The organism is Olleya sp. HaHaR_3_96, from assembly GCF_019278545.1.
In the GTDB taxonomy this organism is placed as follows: domain Bacteria; phylum Bacteroidota; class Bacteroidia; order Flavobacteriales; family Flavobacteriaceae; genus Olleya.
On the sequence record NZ_CP058987.1, the window covers coordinates 4,223,689 to 4,248,187 of the forward strand.

Consider the following 24,499-nt stretch of genomic DNA (forward strand, 5'->3'; position numbering starts at 1 on the left):
AAAATTTGACAAATTCATCATTAAAATTTGTAACATTTTTAATCAAACAGACACAGATAGTTATGTCTAATTACAAGAATAGCTTATTAATTATTTTAATAATATTCAATAAAAATTATTATATGATTAGATTTGTCAACTTACTAATCAACTACTTAAAAAAATTACACTAGAACCATGAAAAAATTTATTTGTCTACTTGTTATTGCATTTCTATTTGCCAGCTGTGGTACCAAAAACGAAGAATCCTACTTTATCCCTAAAGATGCTGTAGCTGTAATGTACGTCAATCTTAAAACGCTTTCAGAAAAGGGCAAAGACTTAGATTCAAAAAACTTAAGCATTAATACTTTAATAGAAGACAAAGCTCCTGAAGAAGTAAAAGCGTTTGTATCCGAATTTATGACCTCAGAGAATCTAAACAAAACGTTTAGAAAAGAATTTATTCTTGGATTTGGTTCTTTTAAAAGACTCTCTGGATTTGGTGGTTTAGCATTACCAATTAAAGACGCTGCTGCTTTTGAAGCCTTTATACAACCACTATTAGAAAAATTACATGACTTAGAAAAGGAAGAGAATGTTGGTCAAGACAAAGACTTCACGGTATATTCTACCAGAGAATTAGCTATTGGTTGGAATAATAAAACAGCATTAATAATTGGTGCAAATAATTATGCTGCTGCAGAATTAAAAGACTTAACTAATTTAAAGAAAGACGAGTCTATCTTAGCTACAAATTATTTTGACGATTTCTTTGATGTTAAACAAGATATGGGTTTACACATAACATCAACACCTTTAGGTGATGCTTTTGATGGATTACTTAATGCTTTCGCGGGGGTAAAAGTGAATTTAGAAGACAATAACCTATCGTATCATGGAAGCTTTGAAGACGACCATATTTACACCAACACAAATCTGAAATTAAATAAAGACTTCACCTCTTTATTAGGTTATAAAAAATGGATGACCACCTCTTACAGTAAATCTATGCTTGATGCATTACCAAATAGCCCATTACTTTTAGCAAAAATATCAATAGACCCAGAAGCCTATTTTGATCATATTACAAGTTTAACAGATAATAAAGTACTACCTGTTCAGGCTAGGGAGGAATTGAAAAAAAACCTTGAAAGCGCTAACAGTGAATCTGAAAGAGAAATCGGTATGGGCACTAAAGATATCGCAAAAATATTTGATGGCTCTGTAATGTTTGCTATAACAGAAGGTAAAACAGTTAAAGACTCTGTATACGATTATAATTACTACACTGGAGAAAAAACGTATACAATAGTAGACAAAAAGATTCCTAATATGTATGGTGTTATTGCCATTAAAGACAAATCTAAATTTGACAATTTGTTAGCTAAGATCCAAGAAAAAGGAGCTCCTTTTGAAGAGGTAAGCCCTAATTACTATGAAATCGAAAAAAACGCGTTTATGGTAATCACAGACGATTTTATATTTTTCACTAATGATGTAAATAAAGCAAATGAAATTAAAACTAATGGAAAACTAGCAAATAAGTTATCTGATTTTGAGCATAAGGACAAACTATCTCACTCAATTTATCTTTACACCAAAGGAAACATTGCAGAACTAAGTAATGATTTTGCGCAATCTTTAGGCAACATGTATAATCCTTATGGCGGATACAATGCTTACGGAAGTGATAATACAATGGAGCGCTTTAAAGATAAAAGCATTGCTATATATGATAAGTATTTTGGTGAAAATCATTATTTTGTTGACACTGACGGCGGAGAGTCTTTTACTTATACTAAAGGTGACAAAAACTCATTAATTCAAACTGTTTTATATGGTGATGAACTAGCAAAGACAATGAATACTTTAATGGATGACGTTAAAAATGAAGAACAAGAAATGATTACAAATGATGAAGAAATAACAGAAACCACGATGGATGCTCCTGCGGAAGATGATGAAGATTCGGAAAATATAGAAATAATAGAAGTTATTGACGAAGACGACGATTCTGTTTACGACATAGAAGAAACGGTTATCGAGGATACTGAATCAAACTAGTTGACGTGCAAATTACTATCCAAAACATAATACCAAACTTTTTTACTCCAGCTTCATCCGAAGTCTGGAGTAAAAATTTTGAGTTACTACCAAATTCAAAATATTTAATAAAAGCAGTTTCAGGAAGTGGAAAAAGTTCATTTTTCAACTTTTTATATGGTCTAAACAACCGGTATTCTGGATCTATACTTTTTGACAAAACGACTATTGCTTCATTTACTGAAGACCAATGGACATCTATTAGACGAGATAAAATTTCGATTGTATTTCAAGGTCTCCGACTCTTTCCAGAATTGACGGCTTTAGAAAACATTCAACTAAAAAATAGTCTAACCAATCATAAATCTGAATCTGAGATTTTAGAAATGTTAGCACAATTAGACGTGGATCAATTAGCTCATAAAAAAGCTGAGACCTTATCTTACGGTCAGCAACAGCGTATTGCTATTGTTAGAGCCTTATGCCAACCGTTTCAGATTTTATTATTAGATGAACCCTTTAGCCATATAGACCAAGCCCAGATTACAAATGCGGTTACTCTAGTGACACAGGAAGCAGAAAAAAACAATGCAACTTTAATAATTGCCAGTTTAGGTGATACTTACAATATCGATTATACAAAAACACTATTGTTATGATTGACAAACTTCTAAAAAAACAAGTTGATAAATCTCAGCTGCTCTTTTTTGCGTTAAGCTCTAGTTTAGGTTTAGCCATATTGTTAATTGTGATCCAATTATTTATTGATACACGATCTATATTTAGTTCTGAAAATGACTTATTAGGTAATCAAAACTTAATTATTTATAAAGATTTAGGAAGAGACAACGCCTTTACACCAAAAGAAATAGCCGAACTTGAACAACAACCCTTTATTAATAAAACGGGAGGCTTTACACATGGGACTTACCGTGTGCTTGCCAGTGTTACACTGCCAAACTACACCGGTATTACTACCGAGATGTTTTTAGAAGCTGTAGGTGACGAATTTTTAGATATTAAAAGTGCCGATTGGAAATGGCAACCAGGAGACCGAGAAGTTCCTATAATCATTCCTAAGAATTACATAAATCTTTATAATTTTGGATACGCAGCAAGTACAGGAATGCCACAAATTAATGAGAAAATTATTAGACAAATTCCCATCGACTTAAAACTAACTGGGTCTAGTAAAACAGAACGATACCCTGCTTATATATTGGATGCTTCCGAAAAAATAAATTCTATTTTAGTTCCGGAATCCTTTTTAAAATATACCAACAAAACATTAAGTCCTTTAAAAGAATCTAAAATATCTAGAATAATCCTAGATGTTATCAACCCATCAGATCCTAAATTATTAGAATTTTTAGCCTCCAAAAAATACAACTACCTATCTAATGATGTGCAAAACTCCAAACTAAGTTATGTCCTTAAATTGATATTGAGTATTGTTTTAGGTATTGGATTACTCATCACTATATTATCAATATACTTGGTTATTACCAATATTAATTTATTGATTTTAAAAAATAAGCAAACGATCACACAACTTCATTTTTTAGGATACTCTAAGACGCAAATAGCTAAAGTATATCACACTATCGCTTATAAAATCTTAGCCATTTCAATTATTGTCGCTTTACTATTAAGTACTATTAGTAAATTTTTGATTTCGCCGTATTTAGAACTGTTACAAGTTGAAAAAACCATGACTTCCATTATTTATTTGGTTGTGATAAGTGTTGTTCTTTTTATACTTTTGGCCATGTATTATCGCAAACACACCAATAGTAAAATCAAACAGATGATACAACCCAACACAAGTCTACTAACTACTGAAAATTAACTTATCTTTGCAGTATAAATTATTACAATTATGATACTTCAAGATATTCCTAAAATAAAACATACAGATAGTAACAATTTCTTTTTGCTTTGTGGGCCTTGCGCTATCGAAGGAGAAGATATGGCCTTTAGAATTGCAGAAAAAGTGCTAACGATTACTAACAAGCTTGAAATCCCTTATATTTTTAAAGGAAGTTTTAAAAAAGCTAACCGTAGTAGAATTGATAGTTTTACAGGTATTGGTGACGAAAAGGCATTAGAAATTTTAGCTAAAGTTTCTGAAAAATTTGATGTCCCAACCGTTACTGATATTCATGAAGTTAGTGATGCTGCAAAAGCGGCGCAGTATGTTGATGTCTTACAAATCCCTGCTTTTTTAGTACGTCAAACAGACCTTGTCGTTGCTGCTGCTAAAACGGGAAAAGTAGTCAACCTTAAAAAAGGACAATTTATGAGTCCTGAAGCTATGAAGCATGCGGTACAAAAAGTAAAAGATGCTGGAAGTGATAAGGCTTGGATTACAGATCGCGGAACTATGTTTGGTTATCAAGATATGATTGTTGACTTTAGAGGCATCCCAACAATGCGTCAATACGCACCAACAGTATTAGATGTAACACACTCTTTACAGCAACCAAATCAAAGTGCTGGTGTAACAGGTGGACGTCCAGATATGATCGAAACAATTGCACGTGCGGGCATTGTTAATAACGTAGACGGTTTATTTATAGAAACGCATTTTGATCCTGCTAATGCTAAAAGTGACGGTGCAAACATGCTACATTTAGATAACTTAGAAGCATTATTAAGTAACTTAACGGCTATTAGAAAACTAGTCACTACTTTTTAAATACATACACAAATTACTATTTTACAATGAAAAACAAACCGCTAAACACATTAGCCTTGTTATGTTTTACCCTATTTTCAATAGCGACAATAGCCCAAGACACCAATATAGAAAGATACACTGCTAACAACAAAGGAAAGTTTTATGTTAGCTGGGGAGGAAACAGAGAAACCTTTTCTAAATCTGATATTAGATTTGAAGGTGAAGGCTACGACTTTACCATACACGATGCTACTGCAAAGGACAAGCCCAAAGGTTGGCATGTAGATTACATCAACCCTACCCGAATGACAATACCGCAGACTAATTTTAAAGCTGGGTATTTTATTTCTGACAACTATAATATTGCGCTTGGTGTGGATCACATGAAGTATGTCATGAACAGAAACAGAACAAGAACTGTGACTGGATATATTGATCTTCCAGCTGACGAAGACGGCAGTGTTTTTAATCAAGAATTTAATGGTGACTCGTACTTTTTATCAGAAGATTTTTTAAAATTCGAACATACCAATGGACTAAACTATGTGTATTTAGAACTGAATAGATTTGATGATATTTCATCTTTATTCAAGATCAACAATACAGATATCTTTCAATTAAATATAACTGAGGGTTTTGGTGCTGGCGCTTTATATCCTAAAACAAATACTACTTTATTAGCCAAGGATCGCTATGACGAGTTTCATTTAGCGGGATACGGAACCCATTTAAATATTGGTCTAAACCTTACTTTTTATAAGTACTTTTTTATTCAAGCAGATTTAAGAGGTGGTTTTATAAACATGCCGGATATTAGAACAACTAGTAATGCTAATGAGAGTGCATCACAACACTTTTGGTTTTTACAACGTGCTATAACTTTTGGTGGCCGATTTAGAATATAATCAATACAAACTATAAGCCTCTCGCAATATAGCTATTACAACTGCATCATTGACATCGTCTAAAGACTGATATCTTAAAGACATCATTTTTTTTCGCTTCTCAGTAACGTGATGCGATTTAAAGACCGTGATTTGATTGCCTTTTATGATTCGTATTAAAATAACAAAAGGGCTTTCCATTTACATAATAAAACGGAAAGCCCCACTTGTACTTTAATTCTGCAATACTTATAGCATGGACAACAATGACCTGCAAGCGCAACAAAATAGAGCGGTAAGGCTCCGATTGCTTTAAGATATAATCTTCCGCAGGATTCAATTGTTATTATAAAATATGCAATAAACTTAACACCCCTATTGCTAATAAAGCGATACCAATAATAGCTTTAAAAGGTAATAATTTATCTGATATTTTTCTTAATGTTTCTTCTAATGCTGGTACTTTTCCAAAGACGTGTGTCAATAATAGTAACCCTCCAATAATACTTACAATACCAAAAAGGCTAAACCCTCCGCGCAGTATACCTAATAATGGTAAAACAATTAATGCGCCACCTATTACGGTTTGAAAAGGCGCTAATACTCCTGCTATTTTATTAAAAAAATTTGCTTCCCCATCCAATTTATCTAAAGTTGCTAGCCCTAATAATAAACCTCCTGAGATGTTTGCTATGTCTAAAAGTAATCCTGTCAATGCCATAATATTTTTTGTTTTTAAATAGTTAGTTTATAAATCTATGAAAAATAAATAGTACTTACCCCTAAATGTTAAAATGAATATTAAGAAACTTTTAACTTGCATATTTAAACGATTTACGGTTACTTTGTAATTCAAAGTACTTTTATCATGAGCGACCAAGATTATTTAAAAGACATAAGCACTATTAAAAACTTAATGAATAAATCGTCAAGATTTATTTCGTTAAGTGGTTTATCTGGCATATTAGCAGGTATCTATGCCTTAATCGGAGCTGCTCTAACCTACTATTTAGTAACAAACTACAGTTACGGAACATTAACTTTAGATGGCTGGGTTTTTAGATATGTTTTTATAATCTTATTTATGGTGGCTTTTTTAAGTGTAGTTACTGGTGTTTTTTTAACCACTAAAAAAGCAAAGCAAAATGGAGAAAGCATTTGGGATGGTTCTTCTAAAAGATTACTTTTTAATTTTTTAATCCCATTAGTGGCAGGTGGCCTATATATTTTAATTATACTTAGTCAAGGACGTTACGGGCAAACTGGAGGTTTAATGCTTATTTTTTATGGTTTAGCATTAGTTAGCGCTTCAAAGTATAGTATAGGTGATATTAAGTATTTAGGATTTACAGAAATTATCTTAGGTCTAATAGCAACCTTATATCCTGGTTACGGTTTCTGGCTATGGGTTATAGGATTTGGAGTGATGCATATTATTTATGGGACTTACATGCATTTTAAATATGATGTCAAAAAATAAACAATACTTTCGCTAAAGCGGAAACAAAGTATGAACATAATAACTAACATCAATAAAGTATTTGACCACAGAATAAGACTTGGTATCATGTCCGTTTTGATGGTTAATGAATATGCCGATTTTAAAACATTAAAAGAACTACTTGGTGCCACAGATGGAAACCTAGCCAGTCATACTAAAGCGCTTGAAAAAGCGGAATACATTATAGTAGAAAAACAATTTATAGATCGCAAACCCAATACACGTTATAGTGTTACTAAATTAGGTCAAGCCGAATTTAAAAAGCATATCAGCGCACTTGAAAAATTAATCAAAAAACAATAACACTATTTTTTTATCAATCTACTTTGAAAAACAAAGTACTTTTAATTTACAATTATGAAACACCTCATCCTTATTATTGCCTCACTATGTTTTAGTTTCTTATTCTACCAACAAAGCATTGGTTTAAACCTAAGTCTGTTTTCCATAATTAGTATAGGAATATTATGGTGGCACAACAAACCGCAGTTTAAGAATCAAACCACTATAATCTATGCATCTATATATTTAATAACCGCCATTCTAGTATTTATACATGCTACTGCTTTAGCTATATTTACTAATATCTTTTCATTTTTTACTTTAATAGGATGCGTATCATCCAACAAAAATTCAATTTACGTACAATGGATTAATGGCTTTTACTCTGTCATTGCAGGTTATTTTCATCGCAAATTTGATAATAAAGACACTCCAGAGCAAACCATTTTAAAAAAAGACATTGATATTTTACATTGGGCAAAACTGGTCGGTATCCCGTTAGTATTCATCATTATATTTATATTACTTTACAAAAATGGGAACCCAATATTTGAAGATGTAATTACCAAAATTAATTTCAACTTTATCAATCTTCAATGGAGCCTTATGACTGTATTGGGTTATTTTTTATTAAATAACATTAGTCAACCAGCCACAATAGAACCCGCAACCACTTTAGATTTAAATACCGCTAACCTATTAATTGAAAGAAAAAATACGTCCGAAGAAAAAAACAAAAAAGACAATCAACTAGGGACTACTCTACTTGCGTTTCTTAATGTTCTGATTGTATTTTATAGTATTACAGATCTGATGTATTTGTTGACTAATACAGTTGATAGTGCCAACCATTTATCGATGCAAGTACACAATGGAATTAATGCTTTAATAGCTTCCATTGTCATAGCCATCCTTACTATTTTATTCTTTTTTAGAAGTGATTTAAATTTCTATAAAAAAAATAAAACTATTAAAAATTTAGCCTATTTGTGGATTGGATTAAATATTATACTAATTCTATTGATTTCAATTAAAAACTACCAATATGTCTCTGCATTTGGCTTTACCTATAAACGTCTTGGCGTTTTTGCTTACTTATTATTGACCTTTTTCGGCTTGATTACCACATTTATAAAAGTATTTAAAATTAAAAATCTATGGTATTTATTCAGAGTAAATACTCAAATCGCTTTTGCTATTTGCATTTTATCTGCTACTATAAATTGGGATTATTCAATTACAGAATTCAATATTAATAACGCCAAGGTTTTAGACATCACCTATCTCATACATCTCAAAGGAAACAACTCCACGTTATTAAAGACCTATGCGCAACAATACAAATTATCAGAACCTATCAATACTCAAATTAATCAAAAATGGACAACACACAACCAAAACCTATCTCTTATGAATTGGCAAGAATATAGTTTAGAAAATTTTACTAATACAACTAAAGGTTATCACTAATGCCAATCCTAGAAAACACTTTAAAAAGCACGCTATTAGCGGCAAGCATCTTTTGGTTATTTTATATAGACCATATTTATCCAAGTAGGATTATAACCTATGTATTAATTTCATTCTTGCCCATATTTATATGTTGTTTAATGACGATCGCTGCCTCCATTTATCCATTTTTTTTTATTGGAGGAACAAGTAAAATAGCTAGACAAAAAACATTTACCATTTACTTTCCATATTATGTTATGATCGCTTTTAGTTTTTCTGGAGTATTACTTATATCAACCCGATTTGATCCTTTTATACTAGCCTATATCACCTCAGCTTTTATAACAACAAGCCAATCCTGGCTATGGTTTGCAAAACAATAAGTCTATGAAAAAACAACGTAAACAATTAATCGCTTGGCTATTTAAAGTCACGCAACCTATTTACACAACCTATTTTAAAACTAACCAACCTTGGGGTATTAAAAAAGAGCAATTATTAGAATACAGCCCTAATACTTTTGGTCATCATTTAGGATTGTTTTTAGACAGTAATGGATTTGAATTAATTCCTAAAGTAGAACGTCACGACGCCTATCACGTGATGACTGGTTATAATAGTAATGAAGAAGAAGAAATTGCTTTACAATACCTCTGTTTTGGAAATGGAAAACGTAGCTTATACCTATTTGGTGTTATTGCAATTGGCTCTATAATATTGCCCGAATACTGGAAGTACTATTTAAAATCCTATCGTATTGGTAAAAGTGCCAATACCTTTTACAACTTAGATTACAAAGGATTACTTAATACCTCTATTAGTAATTTACGTGGTTCCATTTTTATTAATTTAAACTATTAAACATGAAAAAACAGATCACCCGTGGCATCAAATTAGCCATCCTTTTATTACTTGCTGTTTTACTAGCTAATTTTCATATTACTTATAATGCCGAAGGAAAACTGTATAGTACTATTCACACTATTCCTAAAAACAGAGTTGGTTTAATACTAGGCGCAGGTAAATATGTTGGCCATAGTAACCATGTTAATTTGTATTACAAATACCGTTTAGAGGCTGCGTTCCTACTCTATCAAAATAAAAAAATAGAATACCTTTTAATCAGTGGAGATAATAGCACCGTCGATTATGACGAGCCTTCCACATTTAAACAAGACCTGATGCAGTTAGGTGTTCCTGAGGATAAAATAATACTGGACTATGCCGGATTTAGAACATTAGACTCGGTAGTCAGAGCAAAAAAAATATTTGGCTTAAACAGTTTTACAATCATATCACAACAATTCCATAACGAACGTGCCATCTATTTAGCCGAAAATAATGATTTAAACGTCATAGCTTTTAATGCAAAAGCTATTAAAGGGCGTTACGGACTTCGTACAAAAGTTAGAGAATATTTAGCCAGAACCAAAGCTATTATAGACGTCGTAATTAACAAACAACCTAAATTTTTAGGTCCTAAAATTGAAATATAAATGACACTAAAATTTAATCCCTTATTTACACTCCTAACGTTTACATTATTAATAATAGAAATTGCTATTGCTTACTTTTTAAAAGACGGCTTTATACGTTTTACTGTAGGCGATTTTCTAGCCTCTATTTTAGTGTATTGCGCAATAAAAAGCATTTTTAAAATGAAAGCTATACAGATTGCGATAACGGCTCTAATTATTTCCTTTACTATCGAATTTGCTCAATTAATTAACCTACTTGATTTTTTAAATTTAAGAACAAATAAATTAGCATCTATAGTCCTTGGAAGTCATTTTAGCATTGAAGATTTAATCGCTTACGCTTTAGGCATCATAACCATCTATTTTATAGATATAACCTATATTTCAAATGAAAACCATTAAACAGTTCATCTCCGCTGAAACAAAAACCCTTTCAGTACTAATACTATTATCTTCTTTTAGCATACTATTGCTCCTATTCAGAATAAAACTAACACAATCCCATTACTTTTTATTTTTAGTATGGAATCTTTTTCTGGCAGGAATCCCTTATGTTATCAGTAGTTATTTAAACACTTTAAAGCATATCAACACCAGTTCACTTATGGTTATTAGTATTATTTGGTTACTGTTTTTGCCAAATGCACCTTATATAATTACGGATTTATTTCATTTACGTTATAGCAGTACTCATCTGATATGGTTAGATACTTTAATCATTGTTGTATTTGCAATTACGGGCTTATTTTTATTTTTCAAATCGGTATTGACAATGGAACGTATTGTTAAGACTTACGTCGAAAAAAAAGCGGTTACTTTTATGTTTCCCTTTTTATTTATACTCGTAGGTTTCGGCGTTTACTTAGGTCGTTTTTTACGGTTTAACTCTTGGGAAGTTATTAATAAACCTTGGGTCATAATCACTACCATTTTTAAAATATTAACACAACCTAGGACACACAGTGCCGCATGGTTATTTACAATTTGCTTTGGATTGTTTTTAGGTGTGTTTTATTATGTATTTAAAGTGCTGAGTTTTGAAAACAAAAAAGCTTCCTAAATTAGGAAGCTTTTTAAATTATTGCTTAATTTTTTAAAAATCTAATGGATCATTAGGGTCAGTTCCAGCTGTTGCTTCTTCACAATCATTAACGCCATCACCATCACTATCCGCATTATTAGGGTCCGTAATATTCCCATTGGGACTACACGTTCCAAAACCATTATCTAAACCAGAAATCTCATCGCAATCCGCAATACCATCTTGATCACTATCTATAAACTCTAATCCCAATAAATCCAACTGTCCTATTGCCGACTGATTAGTCGTCGTATTTGTTGTTACCACAAACAGCTCATCTAACAGGCTAGAATTAGTATAAATACTAGTGTTGATTATTGCATTGATAGACGCTTCTGCATCAGCTTGTGTTTCAAAATAGCTAAAATCTGTATTTGTATATATCACACCATATGTTTCTGTCAAATCATATTGTGCATTACTAGCATCGCAATTAGTCGCATAAATTTCCGAATTAAAAACAATAACATCCTGAGCATCTAAATAATCTGGTATTTGATCTCCGTCACTATCCTCATTCATTGGGTTTCCATCATTATCATAATCTTCATCCATGGTCTCTATACCATCTCCATCATCATCTGTATCTAAATAATCAGGTATCCCGTCTTGATCTGTATCATCATCCTCAAGGTCGTTATTTCCGTTAAGATCTTCATTTAAATCTAAAACCCCATCAGCATCACTATCTGATAAATCTGTACAAGACAACTGTGTTCCTAAATCTGTTGTTACGGTAGTAAAATTACCTGTTACTGCATCCGTACTTTGACCATTTGTTACATCAAAAAATTGAGCAGAAAAACTAGTGTCCGTAGCGCAGTAATCGATTATCAAATCCAACTGTCCGTTTGTTATTGGAATTATAGAGGATACATTGTTATAAAACAATTGTACATAACCATTTGTTGCTGCATCACCATTACAATCATTAAATACACCAAGCAAATTAGTTGTCAATGCAGTGGCCTCTGGTATTATAATAGTCATATTTGTATCTTCCGAATATGATCCAATAGTTTCAATGTAGTTAGTTCCAACACATCCATAATTTGTAATTGTTAGCGTTAAAGCTTCCTCTGCAGGAATTAAACCACAAATTAATCCATTTTGATCTGTATAACCTCCAGAATACGAATTCCAACCTGTAGCTGTTCTTTGTAATTGCACATAATTATTAGGTAAAGGATTACCATTACTATCCTGTAAAGTCACACAGAACTCTAATGCTGCAAATGGCGCATCACAATTCCAAAAACTAAAATGCGAAACCTCTCCCACATATTTATTACCCTCTAAAGTAGCAAAGCCTTCTTCTTTCCAATACCCATAAACCTCATCAAAATACCATAAGGGTAGTGTTGCTGGTAAACTAGTCGCATTGGTCGGTACCGGAATACTAATGGTAGCAAAGGTCTCATCTGCCATAGTTAAATCCTCACCATTTTCGCCAACTAACTCTACCGCAATCATACCATAAGTTTCCAAAACACGTAAGTCTCCACTTTCATTTTCAGCAATCAATGCACCTGGCATTTGTAAGCTCATAGTATCGTTATCAGGGTTTAAATGTTTTATTACAACAGACACATCGCCTTGGTACTCATAACCAAATTCGGTTTGATATTCTCCAGGTAACTCCACCGACACCCCACTAGGTAAATCAAAATTTAAAATTTGTCCTGAAGCAACCGTTGCAATAGGGTCTATATCTAATAGCATAATAGCCACTTGATTTACACCATCTGTGGGCACCAATGTTCTAGACCCGTCTATAAAACCATTTTTACTTGCTTTTACATACGCGAATTTTTCATAAACAATGGCTTCTTCTACAGAAAACACACCATTAGCATCTGTAATTGCCATAGAGGATCCAATAGTTATAGTTACTCCAGAAATTGGAGTATTGTCTTCGTTAACTACCGTACCTATAAAACGCGCCGTTATGCTGCTTCCAAAATTATCCATAAACGGATTGCTTGTTAAACCATCCACCTGTTGTTGATTTAATGGAATATTATTGTCTTTCTCACAAGAAAAAGAAAATAGCATTGCTAATAATGGGAGTATAAACTTTAGTTTTTTCATTTATCTAATATTGTAATTGTTGCATAAATAGAACCAGTCGAAAGGCAAAAATCCTAACTAGGATATTACTCTATTCCATCTACATAGTCTTGTAAATAGCTAAATCGTTTGGTTAATTTACCATTTTCGGTAATCTTAGCGCGTTTTAAAACGCCATCCGCATCACCATTAAAAAAAGCAGGAATGACATGTTTTAAAAACATATCCCCAAAACCTTCACTGGCATCCTTTGGCAACTCGCATGGTAAATTATCTACAGCCATAACCGTAATGGCCTCTTTATCATCAAATGCGACTTCCTTTTCTGTTTTAGGATTATATCCATAAAAAGGATCTGCAATAGTCGATGGTCTAATAGTTGTTGCTACTGGGCCATCAATATCACATGATATATCCGCCACCAATTGTATTCTAAATTCAGGGTGTTTAGCATCGTCTCTAGTAAATAGGTAAGGTGCTCCATCTCCAAAAAAGTGCCCAGCTATAAAAAAGTCTGTTTGTTTAGCATACGGCATAAAGTTACTGTCATACCCTGTTGCATCTTTATAAAAGGCCCATTTATCGCCAACCTTACCATCTTTACGTTTAGAATACTCCATAACGTCAACCATACAGTACACAGGCTCCGTAAACTCTGACGTTAAATATAACGCATCACTTACTTGTTTTATTTTCAGGTGGTCCAAAATTTCTTTAGCGCCTTTTGCGACTTTCCCTGTTCCTGATAATAAGATCTTAATATTAGGTACTGTAATCTTATCCAACTCACTTTTTACAGCCTCTAAATCTTTTAACTGCTCTACTTTAGGTAATACAAATAGCTTATCCCGTAATCCTAAAGCTCTAAATCCATTGTAAGCACCAACTAATCCTGCATAACGACCAAAACCAATTAACCTTGCGCCACTTTGTTTTACAATAGTTTCATGATCATACATTTCTATATTCTTATCCAAAATAACCTTTAAAAGGGTTCTATTATAAGGTTGTTTTTTTATAGTATGACTAAAGAAAAAATATTTTTTATTAGGTATCAAAGCATCAATAGGCACTTCTTTAACACCAAACATAACATCCGCATCTGAAACATTGTCAGACACTTGAAATCCTAACTCTTGATAATCGGTATCATTAAACACTCGGATATCTGAAGACTCAACAACCAACTCCGCTTCCGGGAAATTAGTTTTTAATTGCTTCAAGTCTTTTGGAGAAAAAACCACACGTCTATCTGGTGGATTTTTACGTTCTTTTATTATTGCGAATTTCATATTATGCGTTTGGAATAATTTTTGCACTAATTTAGTGGTTATTGCAAGGTTTAGCAAACTTTTTAGTAATTTTGCATCCTTGCTATTTTAAACTGCTTATGCTTTGCTTTGTAGTTTGAGTGAGTTGCGTTAGGGATTGCAACGACATCCTTTTGCTTTTTTTTGCAAAAGATATAGTGGAAAGCCCGACCATTTTTGCCCTTAAAAGCAAAAATTGGTAACGCCAAAATATTATAATTTATTACATCTGGGGTCGACTGGTTTTGACAGCAAGATTAATTAGATTGTAAGCACGTCGTGTAATGGTATTGAAACACGTTAAAGACTAGACCAACTTTTTAATCGGCGAGAATAACTACGCTTTAGCTGCCTAATCCGAATTATAGTAGGATTAAGCCTCGGTACACTAGGTGTACGAGCTTTATGTCTCCGGAAAGCCTTGATTGACGGCGTTCCATTTGAGGCATCGAAAATGTCAATATAGACTTAGTAGCGCTTTGATGCTTTGTTGAAACTAAAAAAGATAAGTTGTAAGTGGGTTGTCTTTAACCAGCTTACAATCGAAAACCTAAGAAAAGAATAAACGTGTAGAAAGCCTTTTGGTTACTTGTTTGGACGAGAGTTCGATTCTCTCCGACTCCACAAAAACCCTTTTAACAATCTAGTTATTAGGGTTTTATTTTTTAGAGATGCTGTATAGGTGTCAATTTTGTTCAAAAACGTCATTATTGCTTTTACTTTTTTTACAACCTTGAATTTCTCTATTTGCTAGTCGTACTATTTCCCTTTAAAATATATCTAAAGGGTTTACTTTCCCTTATACACTCACAGCAACACCAACTTAAACAGTTGATTAACAATATATAAACATCGGAAATCTGATTAAAACTATATTACGTTTTAAAACACCTTTCTATCACAAATTAAGTGACTAGGCACATAACCATAAATTTTCTTAAACGCCACTGTAAAATGTTGAGGGTGTTTATATCCTACATGATAGGCTGCTTCAGCTATAGTAAATTTTTCTTCTAAAATAAGCTGTTTAGCTTCTTCCATTCTTAAACAGGATATATACTTAAAAATGGTAGTAGAAAATATGAGTTTAAAACTTTGCTTCAATTTAGTAGTATTCATACCAGCAATAACAGCTAATTCAGGAATTGTTAAGGATGCTTTTAAATGAGTATTAATATAGTCTTCTACTTTCAATACGGCGTTATAATCGATTTCTGATAAATTATATCGTGCGTTCTTATTAATATCTTCATTAGTTTGTGCTAATAGTAAAATTAGTAATTGCTTTATTTTAGCTTCTAGATAGGGCTTTTTTAAATCTTTAGGATAGTTACAAAATATAATTTCATCGATATGATTTTGTAAATCAGTGGTTATAGGTTGACTTTTCTGCCACATAAAAAATGCAATTTGACTAGAAATAGCGGTACCAAATCGATGTAGTATTTGTTTAAAATTTTTGCCAATAATGGTTTTTAAATAATTTTCAGTAAATAGGATTTCTAAGGTTTTTCGATGCCCTTTCTTATAACTTAAAGTACCATGCACTTTTGGCAAGTAAAATAAGTTATAATGATTATTAGGAATATAAACCTCAGGACAATTCTTATCTAAAGGCTTATAAAGACTAGATCCCTCAATTTCGAATTGTAATTTAAAAAATGGAAAATCATGATGTACGTCCACATTATAATCTTCAGTATTAACATCCCTGACTAACACTCTCAAACCATTAATTGACATTTCTGTCACCGTCCCTTTTACTGACTTATAATCAATAGCTATTGTTTTTTCAGTAAAACCTGAAGTCTTAAAATCTTTTTCAAAAGTCTTGACCAACACATTATTTTCGAAAATAGAACTTTTTAAAATAGTCTTCATGGCTTCCTTTTGCGTTGGTTAAAAATCGTTTTGCGTTATATCGTACTATGTTTAATCATCTACATTTGCACAAAAATATGAATATTATTTATAATTAGTCTAAATTAAAACAGTCTAAAACAAAAGTATCTACCGTATCCATAAGTAAGTCCATAAAAAATACTGTAATACGTCCTATTATAAATTGATATTCCTAGTTAAACAAACTAACAATTTACATTTCAAACAAAAAACAAATTAATATTATGGAAGTATCCAAACTCCTAAAAACAATAATGGTGTTGTTTTTTATAACCACAACGTACGCCCAACAAACGACAAGTACTATAAGCGGAAAAGTTCTGACATCCGATAACAACCCTGCAGCTTTTATAAATGTAATCGTTCACCCTATAAATAAAGGTGCCATTACAGATGCGAATGGAACTTACACTATCAAAAATGTACCTTACGGAAATTATACTCTAGACTTTTCTTTAATTGGAATGCAAAAACAAACCATTGAGATAGAAGCAAATGCTTCCGAAATCACAATAGAAGATATTCAATTAGATGAAAACGAAGAACAATTGGGAGAGGTTATTATTGTTGCACAACGTTTAAATCAATTTGCACATAAAGACTCTGAATATGTTTCAAGAGTCCCTTTAAAAAACATTGATAATCCACAATCATACTCAGTAGTAACCAACGCTTTACTAAAAGAGCAAATCACAACTGACTTACCATCCGCTTTTAAAAGTATAACAGGAGGTGGGTATGTACAAACTAACGATGGTAATGTAAGCGTTTACTTAAGAGGCTTCCGATCCGATGTTCATATTAGAAATGGAGGCATCGCTTGGGTTAAAGCCCCAATTGATCCGCAAAACATAGAACGCATAGAACTTATCAAAGGACCTGCTGCGTTATTTTACGGCTCCAATGTTAACAACATTGCAAATTTTGGTGGTATTGTAAACAAGGTCACTAAACAAGCCTATAATGGAAAAAAACTTGATTTTGGTTATATCACAGGAAGATGGGATCAAAACAGAGCGACTGTTGACTATAATACGGTTTTAAATAAAGACAAAACTGTTTTTTTTAGATTAAACGGTGCTTACAATAGCGAAGGCAGTTTTCAAGATCAAGGTATTATCAAAGAGTTTATGTTAGCCCCTTCTTTAACCTTTGAATTATCTAATCAATTAACAGTAATGGCCAACTTGGAATATAACCAAGGTAAACGAAATTTAAGTTTTGCAAGAGGTGTTGCAGGAACGCTTATTTCTGACAACGTAAACTCATGGGATGATTTGAGTTGGGATTATGATACTAATTATGGGACTAACGAAATGGCTGGGTATTTCTCTTCCTTAGTAAGCCAAATAAAAATAGATTATCACCTAACTGACACTTGGACTTCTAAAACAACCTTTACAAAAGCGAGTACTTTTACAGATGCTAATTATCTTAGAGCGGTTATGTTAGATGAAACAACCGTCGGTAGATATTACCTACAATTAGATCCTCGAGAAACACAAAACACACATATCCAACAAGATTTTTTAAATGTTACCGAAAGTGACAAAATTGACAATAAATTTGTTTCAGGAATTAGTTATTTCAATAATTTAGACGATACACAACGTACTGGTGTTTGGAATGCTATAGATCCCGTAGACACAACAAATCCAGTGATTACAGGACTGACAAACGATCAATTTGAAGCCAATTTAGCAGATCAAACAAAAAACAAAACCATTACTAAGTTTCAAACTTTAGGCTTTTATGCTTTTGATGCAATAACTATAAATAAACAATTAACCTTTACTGGAGGATTACGTTTCGATCGTTTTATGGCTCATAACACCATCGCAAATGGAACAGAGGGCTCTAATGGTTACAACCAAAATGGAATAAGTACAAAACTTGGTTTAGCCTATAACCCGTTTGATGATAAAGCCTCTTTATTTGCTAATTATATGGATGGATTAAGTAATAATGCACCATCAGATAATGGTAACGGAGACATTGTAACTTGGGATCCGGAACGTGCTAAACAATTTGAAATTGGTACTAAATTAAACTTTTTTGATGGTAAATTATTAAGCACCATAAGCTACTATAATATTAACATTGATAATGATATAATTATTGATGAAAATGGTATTAGCTCTCAAACAGGAGAAACCCTTAGCAAGGGTTTTGAAATTGACCTTATAGCTAATCCTTTACCAGGATTAAATATTGTAGCTGGATACACTAAAAATAATGCTACTCTAGAAAAAGTAAACTTTGGTAATGAATCGGTTATAGGACATAGTTTAAGTTACACTCCTGAAACCGTATGGAATTTCTGGTTGAGTTATCAAGCTTTAAAAGGAAAAACTAAAGGTTTAGGCTTTGGTTTAGGCGCTAACCATATGAGTGAAATCTATAATAGCACAGCCAATAATTTTGGATCCGATGCTTATACAACTGTCGATGCTACTGTATTTTATAAAAAAGAGAAATATAAAGTAAGCTTAAAAGTAGACAATCTTTTTGACCAAGAATACTATAATGGTTACGGAATCCCTCAAAAACCCTTTAACTTTAAAGTAGGTTTATTTTATAGTGTCTTTTAGTAAAAACAAACAATAATATAAAGAGAACGTTTTCTAGCGTTCTCTTTTCTAGTTTAATATCATCATACTTATGAGAAATTTAATAATTTATACCTTTTGTCTATTTTCGATGTTATCACACGCTCAAAACATTGAGATTGGACAAGTCAAAACACTACAATCAACCATACTAAATGAAGCAAGAGACTACTGGGTTTACCTACCTGAAAACTATAACAACACTAACTTTAAAAATCAAGAATATCCTGTAATTTATTTATTAGATGGCGAAAAATACTTCCATGTAACCTCTGGTATGGTAAAAAATCTATCAAATGGGTATTACCCTCTAATTCCAGAATGTATTGTTGTTGCCATAAAAAACACAAATAGATCTAGGGATTTAACACCAACACCTGTTGATAGTCTATCCTATCAAAATGGTGGTGCCGATATATTTGAAACGTTTATAACTAACGAATTAATACCTGAAATCACTAAAAACTACAACACTTTAGATTACAAAATACTTATTGGCCATTCTTTTGGAGGGCTGTTCGCTATAAATTCCTTTTTAAAAGAAACACCACAATTTAATGCTTACATCGCAATAGATCCTAGTTTATGGTGGGATAATGAAGTCCTTGTCAAAAAATTAAAGAACAGTATTACAACAACAGATTTTAAAGGCCGTACTTTATTTTTTGCTAATGCTAACTCCATAGGAAACCAAAAAACACCTAGTCAGCAACATGAAGCTCATTTTACAGCTAAAAAAAATATGATCGCACTTCTGGAAGCTACCGTACCAAAAAACTTAAATTTCCACACTAAGTACTACAAAAATGAAGACCATGGTAGCGTGGTATTACCATCTCTTATTGATGGTCTACGATCTATTTTTAAAGGTTACAGAATTAATGTAAAAGAACTTATTAAAACCCCTTCATTATTAGAGCAACACTATCTAGACTTATCGGAAAAGCTTGGGTTTACATTTAAACCACAAGGCCCTTATTTAGATAGGGTAGTCGAATTAGCTATAAAACGCGGTGAAAACGAGAATGCTATAATTTTAAATACTATCAATAAAAAAATAGATCCTGACAATGTATATTTAAAGAATAAGATGAATTAAATAATGCTTTTAAACATGAGAAAATACACCTTCAGAAAACTCATTAATGATATCCATCTTTGGCTAGGTATAATTAGCGGTATTGTACTATTTGTGGTTTGTTTAACCGGAACTATTTTAGCTTTTGAAACAGAACTAGTGCTACTACTCGATAAACAAGACCATTTTTCAAAAAAAACAAAAGAAAAGCTACCGTATCAAGACATCATTACATCTTTAGAGGCTGATAATCACGTTGTGAAAGACTTTATTTTCTTTAAAGAGGACACACAAAACCTACAATTCACTTTACTCACTAAAACCGAAGCTAATTCAGGGAAACCTACCAGAGGTAAATCTGTTCAAATAAATCCGTTTACAGGCCAAGAAATAAAAACAAAAGGTAAAACAAAAGCTTTTCTTCACACAGTAGAAGAGTTACATCGTTTTTTACTACTTGACAGAACAATAGGACGACCTATTGTTGGTGTTTGCACTATCATTTTTATACTATTATGCCTTTCCGGATTAGTACTTTGGATGCCTAGAAAAATAAAACAATTTAAAAAATGGAAATCATGGAAACAGGGCTTCTCTATAAAAACAAAGGCTAATTGGAAAAGAATAAACTACGACATCCATAATACCTTTGGCTTTTATGCTCTTTTCCCAATGTTACTTATGGGACTAACAGGACTACTCTGGTCTTTCCAATGGTATTATAATGGTTTAGAAACTGTTTTAGGCGATAAAATTGGAAAATCAAGATATGATACCATTATACCTCTTGACACTGTATATAACGACAAGCCGACCGTTAATTACATCGCATTATTAAAAAACACAGATAGCATATTATCCTATCAAAATGCTGTGACTAGAGTTACACTACCATTAAAGAAGAACCAAAGTATTATGATAAGAAAAAAAAGCAACTCTTTTTTAGCCTATGATGCTGCAGATAAACTTCAATTTAACCCTTATACCAATTTGCTTATTTCAAAATCACTTTTTCAGGATGAAAGTTTTGGCTCCAAAGTCGCCAGTTTAATAAGAGGCATTCATGTGGGGGCGTTTGTTGGTTTTATAAGTAAACTTATTTATTTTTTATGTTGTTTAATAGCAACGTCATTGCCAATTACCGGGACTATAATCTGGATTAACAAATTAAAACAAGTCAAATTGACTTAACAAAGTCTGTAAAATAAATAGACCAAATCAGGTCTGGTAATCAAAACCTACTCAAAAAAAAAATCCCAACCTTTAAAGATTGGGATTTTTTATAATATTTACTTTTTTCGGTAAGGCAGTCCTTCATGTTCCCATTTGGAAAAGCCGCCTTTCATGTCATAAATCTTTTTAAAACCTAGATCAATCATTTTTTCTGCGCACTTAGCACTTCTACCTCCTTTTTGGCAATATAACATCACTGGCTTTTCTTTGTCCAAAGTTTGAATATCTTTATCAAACGTTGGCGACATAAAATCGATATTTTGTGACATTGCGATGTAACCAGCCTCATGCTCTTTAGCTGTTCTTACATCCACTAATTGCACATTATCCAATTGTAATAATGTTTGCATCTCTTCTGGAGATACTGTTTTAATCTCACCTACCGCCTGTTCGCTGCAACTAAAAACGACTGCAAGTATAAGGCTTAAAACTATTGTTATTTTTTTCATAATTATATATTACTCAACTGCTCCATTCCACTCATTAAAACCTCCTACAAGGTTATATGTGTTTTCAAAACCTAATTGATTCATTATGGCACAGGCTTGTGCACTTCTTCCTCCTGATCTGCAATACACATAAAAGTTTTTAGTTTTATCTAATTCTTCCACAGCATATATAAAACCTTGTCCTTTATATATATCAATATGTATTGTATTTGGTATTTTTCCTTCTGCTACCTCTCCATCTGTTCTAACATCCAGTATAACTGCGTTATCATCTTTTTCCAATTGGGCTACCCAATCTGATTGTAATAAATCTGCCATTTTGTTGTACTATTAATTTATGGCTCAAAATTAACGTTTCTTTAGTATATAGACGTAAAAAAATCTGAAATGTTACATTTAATCTCTCAAATTAAACATTATTTATGCTTCATTTAAACTTATATTACGCCCAATTACCGTAAACACCTCTGTTATACACTCTTTTTCTTTTAACAGAGCATATATCTCATTCTATACAGTATTAACAGTTATTCCATCTCAACAATTGCTCAATTATCATTTAACTGTTCACTGTTAAGGAGAAAAACAACAAACCTATTAAAACATTCCTTTAGGACTAAATACAATTGACATATGTCTAATTTTAAAACATTAAAAGTCCTTAATATTTTCATCTCGACACCGCTTATTTAGACGGTACTATTTAGAGCAGATAAGTTAATTTAAATATAAAAATGTGCTCTCATTTCATATTTAACAAATAATTAAAAGCTAAAAATTTGAAAAACTAAAATTTGATTTATATATTTGAACTTTACAATAAACATGAACACAAAATTAAATCATACTTGGTGGTGGAATTCTCGAAACGCAAACTTCGTGAACTAATCCTATACGTATTATTTAAATAACTATACAAAAAGGCTTGTCATTCACGACAAGCCTTTTTTTTTATTCTGAAATTTTTCAGAATCATAAAACAAATTAATAGTAGTTCTTAATCAAGAGATACTGAAATAGAATCAACCAAAATGAAAACATTCAGTTTATACACACATTACAAAAAGATCCTAGCGGACACCATTACGCCTGTAAGTATCTACTTAAAAATTAGAGATAAATATCCTAATAGTATTTTATTAGAAAGTAGCGATTACCATGCTAATGATAATAGTTTTTCTTACATCTGTTTTAACCCTATTGCGTCTATCAAAGTCGATGACACTTCAATTACCCAGACATTTCCTGATGGTAGTGAAATGAAAAACAAGGTGCGTAATGTTACCGAAATGATTCATAAGTTTACCAAACGTTTTAAGGTTAAATCTGACGAAGACTTTAAATTTATAAACAACGGAATTTTTGGGTACACAGCTTATGATGCTGTAAAACATTTTGAAGATGTTAAAATTTCTAAAAAACCAAATTCGTTAGACATTCCTGATGTCTATTATGCAGTTTATCAAAACATCATTGCTATAAATCACTTTAAAAACGAAGCTTATATTTTTGCACATTGTTTTGAAACCGAAAATAATATCGATGAAGTTCTACAATTAATAAGCTCGAAAAATTTTGCATCTTATACATTTAAAACGGACTCTGAAATAGAATCAAATTTAACGGACGACGAATATAAAGAGCAAGTGGAACTAGCTAAACAACATTGTGCTAGAGGTGACGTGTTTCAATTAGTATTATCCAAAAAGTTCTCGCAAGCCTTTAAAGGTGACGAGTTTAATGTCTATAGAGCTTTACGAAGCGTTAACCCATCCCCTTATCTTTTCTATTTTGATTATGGCGATTTCAAAATTTTTGGTAGCTCTCCAGAAGCGCAACTAGTTGTTAATAACGGTCAAGCCGAAATCCATCCCATAGCAGGAACATTTAAAAGAACAGGAAACGACGAAGAAGATCAAATATTAGCTAAAAAGTTAGCACAAGATGCTAAAGAAAACGCAGAGCATGTCATGTTAGTCGATTTGGCAAGAAACGATTTAAGCAGACATGGTAGCGATGTAAAAGTAGTTACTTACAGAGAGGCTCAGTTTTTCTCTCACGTGATACACTTAGTTAGTAAAGTTACAGGAAAGGTACATGACAATACACCGACTATGCAAGTGGTCGCAGACACCTTCCCTGCCGGAACATTAAGCGGGGCACCAAAACATAAGGCCATGCAACTAATAGAAAAATACGAAAAAACAAGTCGTGGATTTTATGGTGGCGCTATTGGTTTTATGGACTTTGACGGAAATTATAATCACGCCATAATGATTAGAACATTTATGAGTAAAAACCACAAATTACATTGGCAAGCAGGAGCTGGATTAGTTTCAAAATCAAATCCTGAAAGCGAGCTACAAGAAGTATACAACAAACTTGGAGCATTAACGACTGCAATACAGTTAGCTGAAGACATTTAATCCAACAGCTCGTATTTAGTAAAAAATGGAATTGCAAAT

Annotated in this window: 23 protein-coding genes and 1 other RNA gene; 18 read left to right on the forward strand and 6 right to left on the reverse strand. The window is 32.3% G+C overall.

Translation table 11 applies throughout. The annotated features are described in order from the left end of the window. Positions 1-177 precede the first annotated feature (177 nt). Genes H0I26_RS18755 through H0I26_RS18775 form a run of 5 tightly spaced genes read left to right on the forward strand, consistent with a single transcriptional unit; the run spans position 178 to position 5,610 of the window. On the forward strand, positions 178-2,046 hold the full coding sequence (locus H0I26_RS18755; RefSeq protein ID WP_218700366.1) for a DUF4836 family protein: 1,869 nt from the start codon (positions 178-180) through the stop codon (positions 2,044-2,046). Positions 2,047-2,051: 5 nt separating this feature from the next. Next, on the forward strand, positions 2,052-2,684 hold the full coding sequence (locus H0I26_RS18760; RefSeq protein WP_218700367.1) for an ATP-binding cassette domain-containing protein: 633 nt from the start codon (positions 2,052-2,054) through the stop codon (positions 2,682-2,684). After that, a complete protein-coding gene (locus H0I26_RS18765; protein ID WP_218700368.1) occupies positions 2,681-3,874 on the forward strand; it encodes a hypothetical protein in 1,194 nt (397 codons plus the stop codon). Before H0I26_RS18760 ends, H0I26_RS18765 begins: the two co-directional genes overlap by 4 nt. Before the next feature lie 30 nt (positions 3,875-3,904). Beyond that, positions 3,905-4,723, forward strand: coding sequence for a 3-deoxy-8-phosphooctulonate synthase (kdsA, locus tag H0I26_RS18770; protein ID WP_090841388.1), 819 nt, complete (start codon positions 3,905-3,907; stop codon positions 4,721-4,723). A 26-nt stretch (positions 4,724-4,749) separates the two neighbouring features. Continuing rightward, a complete protein-coding gene (locus H0I26_RS18775) occupies positions 4,750-5,610 on the forward strand; it encodes a hypothetical protein (RefSeq protein ID WP_218700369.1) in 861 nt (286 codons plus the stop codon). Positions 5,611-5,935: 325 nt separating this feature from the next. On the opposite strand, the gene H0I26_RS18780 is transcribed toward H0I26_RS18775, so the two are convergent. Then, entirely contained in the window at positions 5,936-6,310 is a 375-nt protein-coding gene (locus tag H0I26_RS18780; protein ID WP_218700370.1) for a hypothetical protein, read from the reverse strand. A gap of 147 nt (positions 6,311-6,457) precedes the next feature. Here H0I26_RS18780 and H0I26_RS18785 point away from each other — a divergent pair, with 147 nt between their 5' ends. From H0I26_RS18785 to H0I26_RS18820, 8 genes are read left to right on the forward strand one after another with little or no spacing between them, the layout of a single operon-like run. After that, positions 6,458-7,069, forward strand: a complete 612-nt coding sequence (locus tag H0I26_RS18785) for a hypothetical protein (RefSeq protein WP_101020379.1) — start codon at positions 6,458-6,460, stop codon at positions 7,067-7,069. Between the two features lie 30 nt (positions 7,070-7,099). Next, on the forward strand, positions 7,100-7,393 hold the full coding sequence (locus tag H0I26_RS18790; RefSeq protein ID WP_218700371.1) for a winged helix-turn-helix domain-containing protein: 294 nt from the start codon (positions 7,100-7,102) through the stop codon (positions 7,391-7,393). Positions 7,394-7,447: 54 nt separating this feature from the next. Continuing rightward, positions 7,448-8,842, forward strand: coding sequence for a DUF4173 domain-containing protein (locus H0I26_RS18795; RefSeq protein ID WP_218700372.1), 1,395 nt, complete (start codon positions 7,448-7,450; stop codon positions 8,840-8,842). Next, positions 8,842-9,207 (forward strand): hypothetical protein, encoded by a 366-nt coding sequence (locus H0I26_RS18800; protein ID WP_218700373.1) that lies wholly within the window; start codon positions 8,842-8,844, stop codon positions 9,205-9,207. The genes H0I26_RS18795 and H0I26_RS18800 overlap by 1 nt, the downstream gene beginning before the upstream one ends. 4 nt (positions 9,208-9,211) lie before the next feature. Then, on the forward strand, positions 9,212-9,685 hold the full coding sequence (locus H0I26_RS18805) for a Coq4 family protein (RefSeq protein WP_218700374.1): 474 nt from the start codon (positions 9,212-9,214) through the stop codon (positions 9,683-9,685). Between the two features lie 2 nt (positions 9,686-9,687). Further along, the gene (locus H0I26_RS18810; protein ID WP_218700375.1) at positions 9,688-10,320 is read left to right on the forward strand and encodes a vancomycin high temperature exclusion protein; all 633 of its coding nucleotides are present in this window, start codon (positions 9,688-9,690) and stop codon (positions 10,318-10,320) included. Next, positions 10,321-10,704 carry a DUF2809 domain-containing protein gene (locus tag H0I26_RS18815; RefSeq protein ID WP_218700376.1) on the forward strand — a complete coding sequence of 128 codons (384 nt, stop codon included), beginning with the start codon at positions 10,321-10,323 and terminating at the stop codon, positions 10,702-10,704. It begins immediately after the preceding gene. Further along, the gene (locus H0I26_RS18820; RefSeq protein WP_218700377.1) at positions 10,691-11,362 is read left to right on the forward strand and encodes a DUF1361 domain-containing protein; all 672 of its coding nucleotides are present in this window, start codon (positions 10,691-10,693) and stop codon (positions 11,360-11,362) included. The genes H0I26_RS18815 and H0I26_RS18820 overlap by 14 nt, the downstream gene beginning before the upstream one ends. Before the next feature lie 33 nt (positions 11,363-11,395). Here the strand turns inward: H0I26_RS18820 and H0I26_RS18825 are convergent, their stop codons facing one another. Both H0I26_RS18825 and H0I26_RS18830 read right to left on the reverse strand, forming a co-directional pair. Continuing rightward, positions 11,396-13,474 carry a hypothetical protein gene (locus tag H0I26_RS18825; RefSeq protein WP_218700378.1) on the reverse strand — a complete coding sequence of 693 codons (2,079 nt, stop codon included), beginning with the start codon at positions 13,472-13,474 and terminating at the stop codon, positions 11,396-11,398. Positions 13,475-13,539: 65 nt separating this feature from the next. Then, positions 13,540-14,745, reverse strand: coding sequence for an NAD(P)-dependent oxidoreductase (locus tag H0I26_RS18830; protein ID WP_218700379.1), 1,206 nt, complete (start codon positions 14,743-14,745; stop codon positions 13,540-13,542). A gap of 249 nt (positions 14,746-14,994) precedes the next feature. On the opposite strand from H0I26_RS18830, the gene ssrA reads away from it, so the two are divergent. Continuing rightward, positions 14,995-15,390: a transfer-messenger RNA gene (ssrA, locus tag H0I26_RS18835) on the forward strand. Positions 15,391-15,645: 255 nt separating this feature from the next. Here the strand turns inward: ssrA and H0I26_RS18840 are convergent. After that, a complete protein-coding gene (locus H0I26_RS18840) occupies positions 15,646-16,644 on the reverse strand; it encodes a helix-turn-helix domain-containing protein (RefSeq protein ID WP_218700380.1) in 999 nt (332 codons plus the stop codon). A gap of 245 nt (positions 16,645-16,889) precedes the next feature. On the opposite strand from H0I26_RS18840, the gene H0I26_RS18845 reads away from it, so the two are divergent. The 3 genes from H0I26_RS18845 (at position 16,890) to H0I26_RS18855 (ending at position 21,543) form a co-directional block, all read left to right on the forward strand. After that, positions 16,890-19,256 carry a TonB-dependent receptor gene (locus tag H0I26_RS18845; protein ID WP_218700381.1) on the forward strand — a complete coding sequence of 789 codons (2,367 nt, stop codon included), beginning with the start codon at positions 16,890-16,892 and terminating at the stop codon, positions 19,254-19,256. A gap of 70 nt (positions 19,257-19,326) precedes the next feature. Then, complete coding sequence (locus tag H0I26_RS18850; RefSeq protein ID WP_218700382.1) at positions 19,327-20,373, forward strand: alpha/beta hydrolase; 1,047 nt, start codon at positions 19,327-19,329, stop codon at positions 20,371-20,373. A 15-nt stretch (positions 20,374-20,388) separates the two neighbouring features. Further along, a complete protein-coding gene (locus tag H0I26_RS18855) occupies positions 20,389-21,543 on the forward strand; it encodes a PepSY-associated TM helix domain-containing protein (RefSeq protein ID WP_218700383.1) in 1,155 nt (384 codons plus the stop codon). 98 nt (positions 21,544-21,641) lie between these two features. Here H0I26_RS18855 and H0I26_RS18860 read toward each other — a convergent pair whose 3' ends face one another. Beyond that, positions 21,642-22,034 carry a rhodanese-like domain-containing protein gene (locus H0I26_RS18860; protein ID WP_101020476.1) on the reverse strand — a complete coding sequence of 131 codons (393 nt, stop codon included), beginning with the start codon at positions 22,032-22,034 and terminating at the stop codon, positions 21,642-21,644. Positions 22,035-22,043: 9 nt separating this feature from the next. Continuing rightward, positions 22,044-22,352, reverse strand: a complete 309-nt coding sequence (locus tag H0I26_RS18865; protein ID WP_101020478.1) for a rhodanese-like domain-containing protein — start codon at positions 22,350-22,352, stop codon at positions 22,044-22,046. Positions 22,353-23,065: 713 nt separating this feature from the next. Between H0I26_RS18865 and H0I26_RS18870 the strand changes: the two genes are divergently transcribed. After that, on the forward strand, positions 23,066-24,460 hold the full coding sequence (locus H0I26_RS18870; RefSeq protein WP_218700384.1) for an anthranilate synthase component I family protein: 1,395 nt from the start codon (positions 23,066-23,068) through the stop codon (positions 24,458-24,460). The last annotated feature ends 39 nt before the right edge of the window (positions 24,461-24,499 follow it).

What these genes read in the sequence shown, in the direction of transcription:
- H0I26_RS18830 (WP_218700379.1), bottom strand. Translation starts at nt 14,745, where the DNA reads ATGAAATTCGCAATAATAAAAGAACGTAAAAATCCACCAGATAGACGT.
- H0I26_RS18780 (WP_218700370.1), bottom strand. Translation starts at nt 6,310, where the DNA reads ATGGCATTGACAGGATTACTTTTAGACATAGCAAACATCTCAGGAGGT.
- H0I26_RS18850 (WP_218700382.1), top strand. Translation starts at nt 19,327, where the DNA reads ATGAGAAATTTAATAATTTATACCTTTTGTCTATTTTCGATGTTATCA.
- H0I26_RS18800 (WP_218700373.1), top strand. Translation starts at nt 8,842, where the DNA reads ATGCCAATCCTAGAAAACACTTTAAAAAGCACGCTATTAGCGGCAAGC.
- H0I26_RS18865 (WP_101020478.1), bottom strand. Translation starts at nt 22,352, where the DNA reads ATGGCAGATTTATTACAATCAGATTGGGTAGCCCAATTGGAAAAAGAT.
- H0I26_RS18755 (WP_218700366.1), top strand. Translation starts at nt 178, where the DNA reads ATGAAAAAATTTATTTGTCTACTTGTTATTGCATTTCTATTTGCCAGC.
- H0I26_RS18845 (WP_218700381.1), top strand. Translation starts at nt 16,890, where the DNA reads ATGGAAGTATCCAAACTCCTAAAAACAATAATGGTGTTGTTTTTTATA.
- kdsA (WP_090841388.1), top strand. Translation starts at nt 3,905, where the DNA reads ATGATACTTCAAGATATTCCTAAAATAAAACATACAGATAGTAACAAT.
- H0I26_RS18765 (WP_218700368.1), top strand. Translation starts at nt 2,681, where the DNA reads ATGATTGACAAACTTCTAAAAAAACAAGTTGATAAATCTCAGCTGCTC.
- H0I26_RS18825 (WP_218700378.1), bottom strand. Translation starts at nt 13,474, where the DNA reads ATGAAAAAACTAAAGTTTATACTCCCATTATTAGCAATGCTATTTTCT.
- H0I26_RS18860 (WP_101020476.1), bottom strand. Translation starts at nt 22,034, where the DNA reads ATGAAAAAAATAACAATAGTTTTAAGCCTTATACTTGCAGTCGTTTTT.
- H0I26_RS18795 (WP_218700372.1), top strand. Translation starts at nt 7,448, where the DNA reads ATGAAACACCTCATCCTTATTATTGCCTCACTATGTTTTAGTTTCTTA.
- H0I26_RS18815 (WP_218700376.1), top strand. Translation starts at nt 10,321, where the DNA reads ATGACACTAAAATTTAATCCCTTATTTACACTCCTAACGTTTACATTA.
- H0I26_RS18805 (WP_218700374.1), top strand. Translation starts at nt 9,212, where the DNA reads ATGAAAAAACAACGTAAACAATTAATCGCTTGGCTATTTAAAGTCACG.
- H0I26_RS18840 (WP_218700380.1), bottom strand. Translation starts at nt 16,644, where the DNA reads ATGAAGACTATTTTAAAAAGTTCTATTTTCGAAAATAATGTGTTGGTC.
- H0I26_RS18810 (WP_218700375.1), top strand. Translation starts at nt 9,688, where the DNA reads ATGAAAAAACAGATCACCCGTGGCATCAAATTAGCCATCCTTTTATTA.
- H0I26_RS18775 (WP_218700369.1), top strand. Translation starts at nt 4,750, where the DNA reads ATGAAAAACAAACCGCTAAACACATTAGCCTTGTTATGTTTTACCCTA.
- H0I26_RS18820 (WP_218700377.1), top strand. Translation starts at nt 10,691, where the DNA reads ATGAAAACCATTAAACAGTTCATCTCCGCTGAAACAAAAACCCTTTCA.
- H0I26_RS18870 (WP_218700384.1), top strand. Translation starts at nt 23,066, where the DNA reads ATGAAAACATTCAGTTTATACACACATTACAAAAAGATCCTAGCGGAC.
- H0I26_RS18785 (WP_101020379.1), top strand. Translation starts at nt 6,458, where the DNA reads ATGAGCGACCAAGATTATTTAAAAGACATAAGCACTATTAAAAACTTA.
- H0I26_RS18855 (WP_218700383.1), top strand. Translation starts at nt 20,389, where the DNA reads ATGAGAAAATACACCTTCAGAAAACTCATTAATGATATCCATCTTTGG.
- H0I26_RS18790 (WP_218700371.1), top strand. Translation starts at nt 7,100, where the DNA reads ATGAACATAATAACTAACATCAATAAAGTATTTGACCACAGAATAAGA.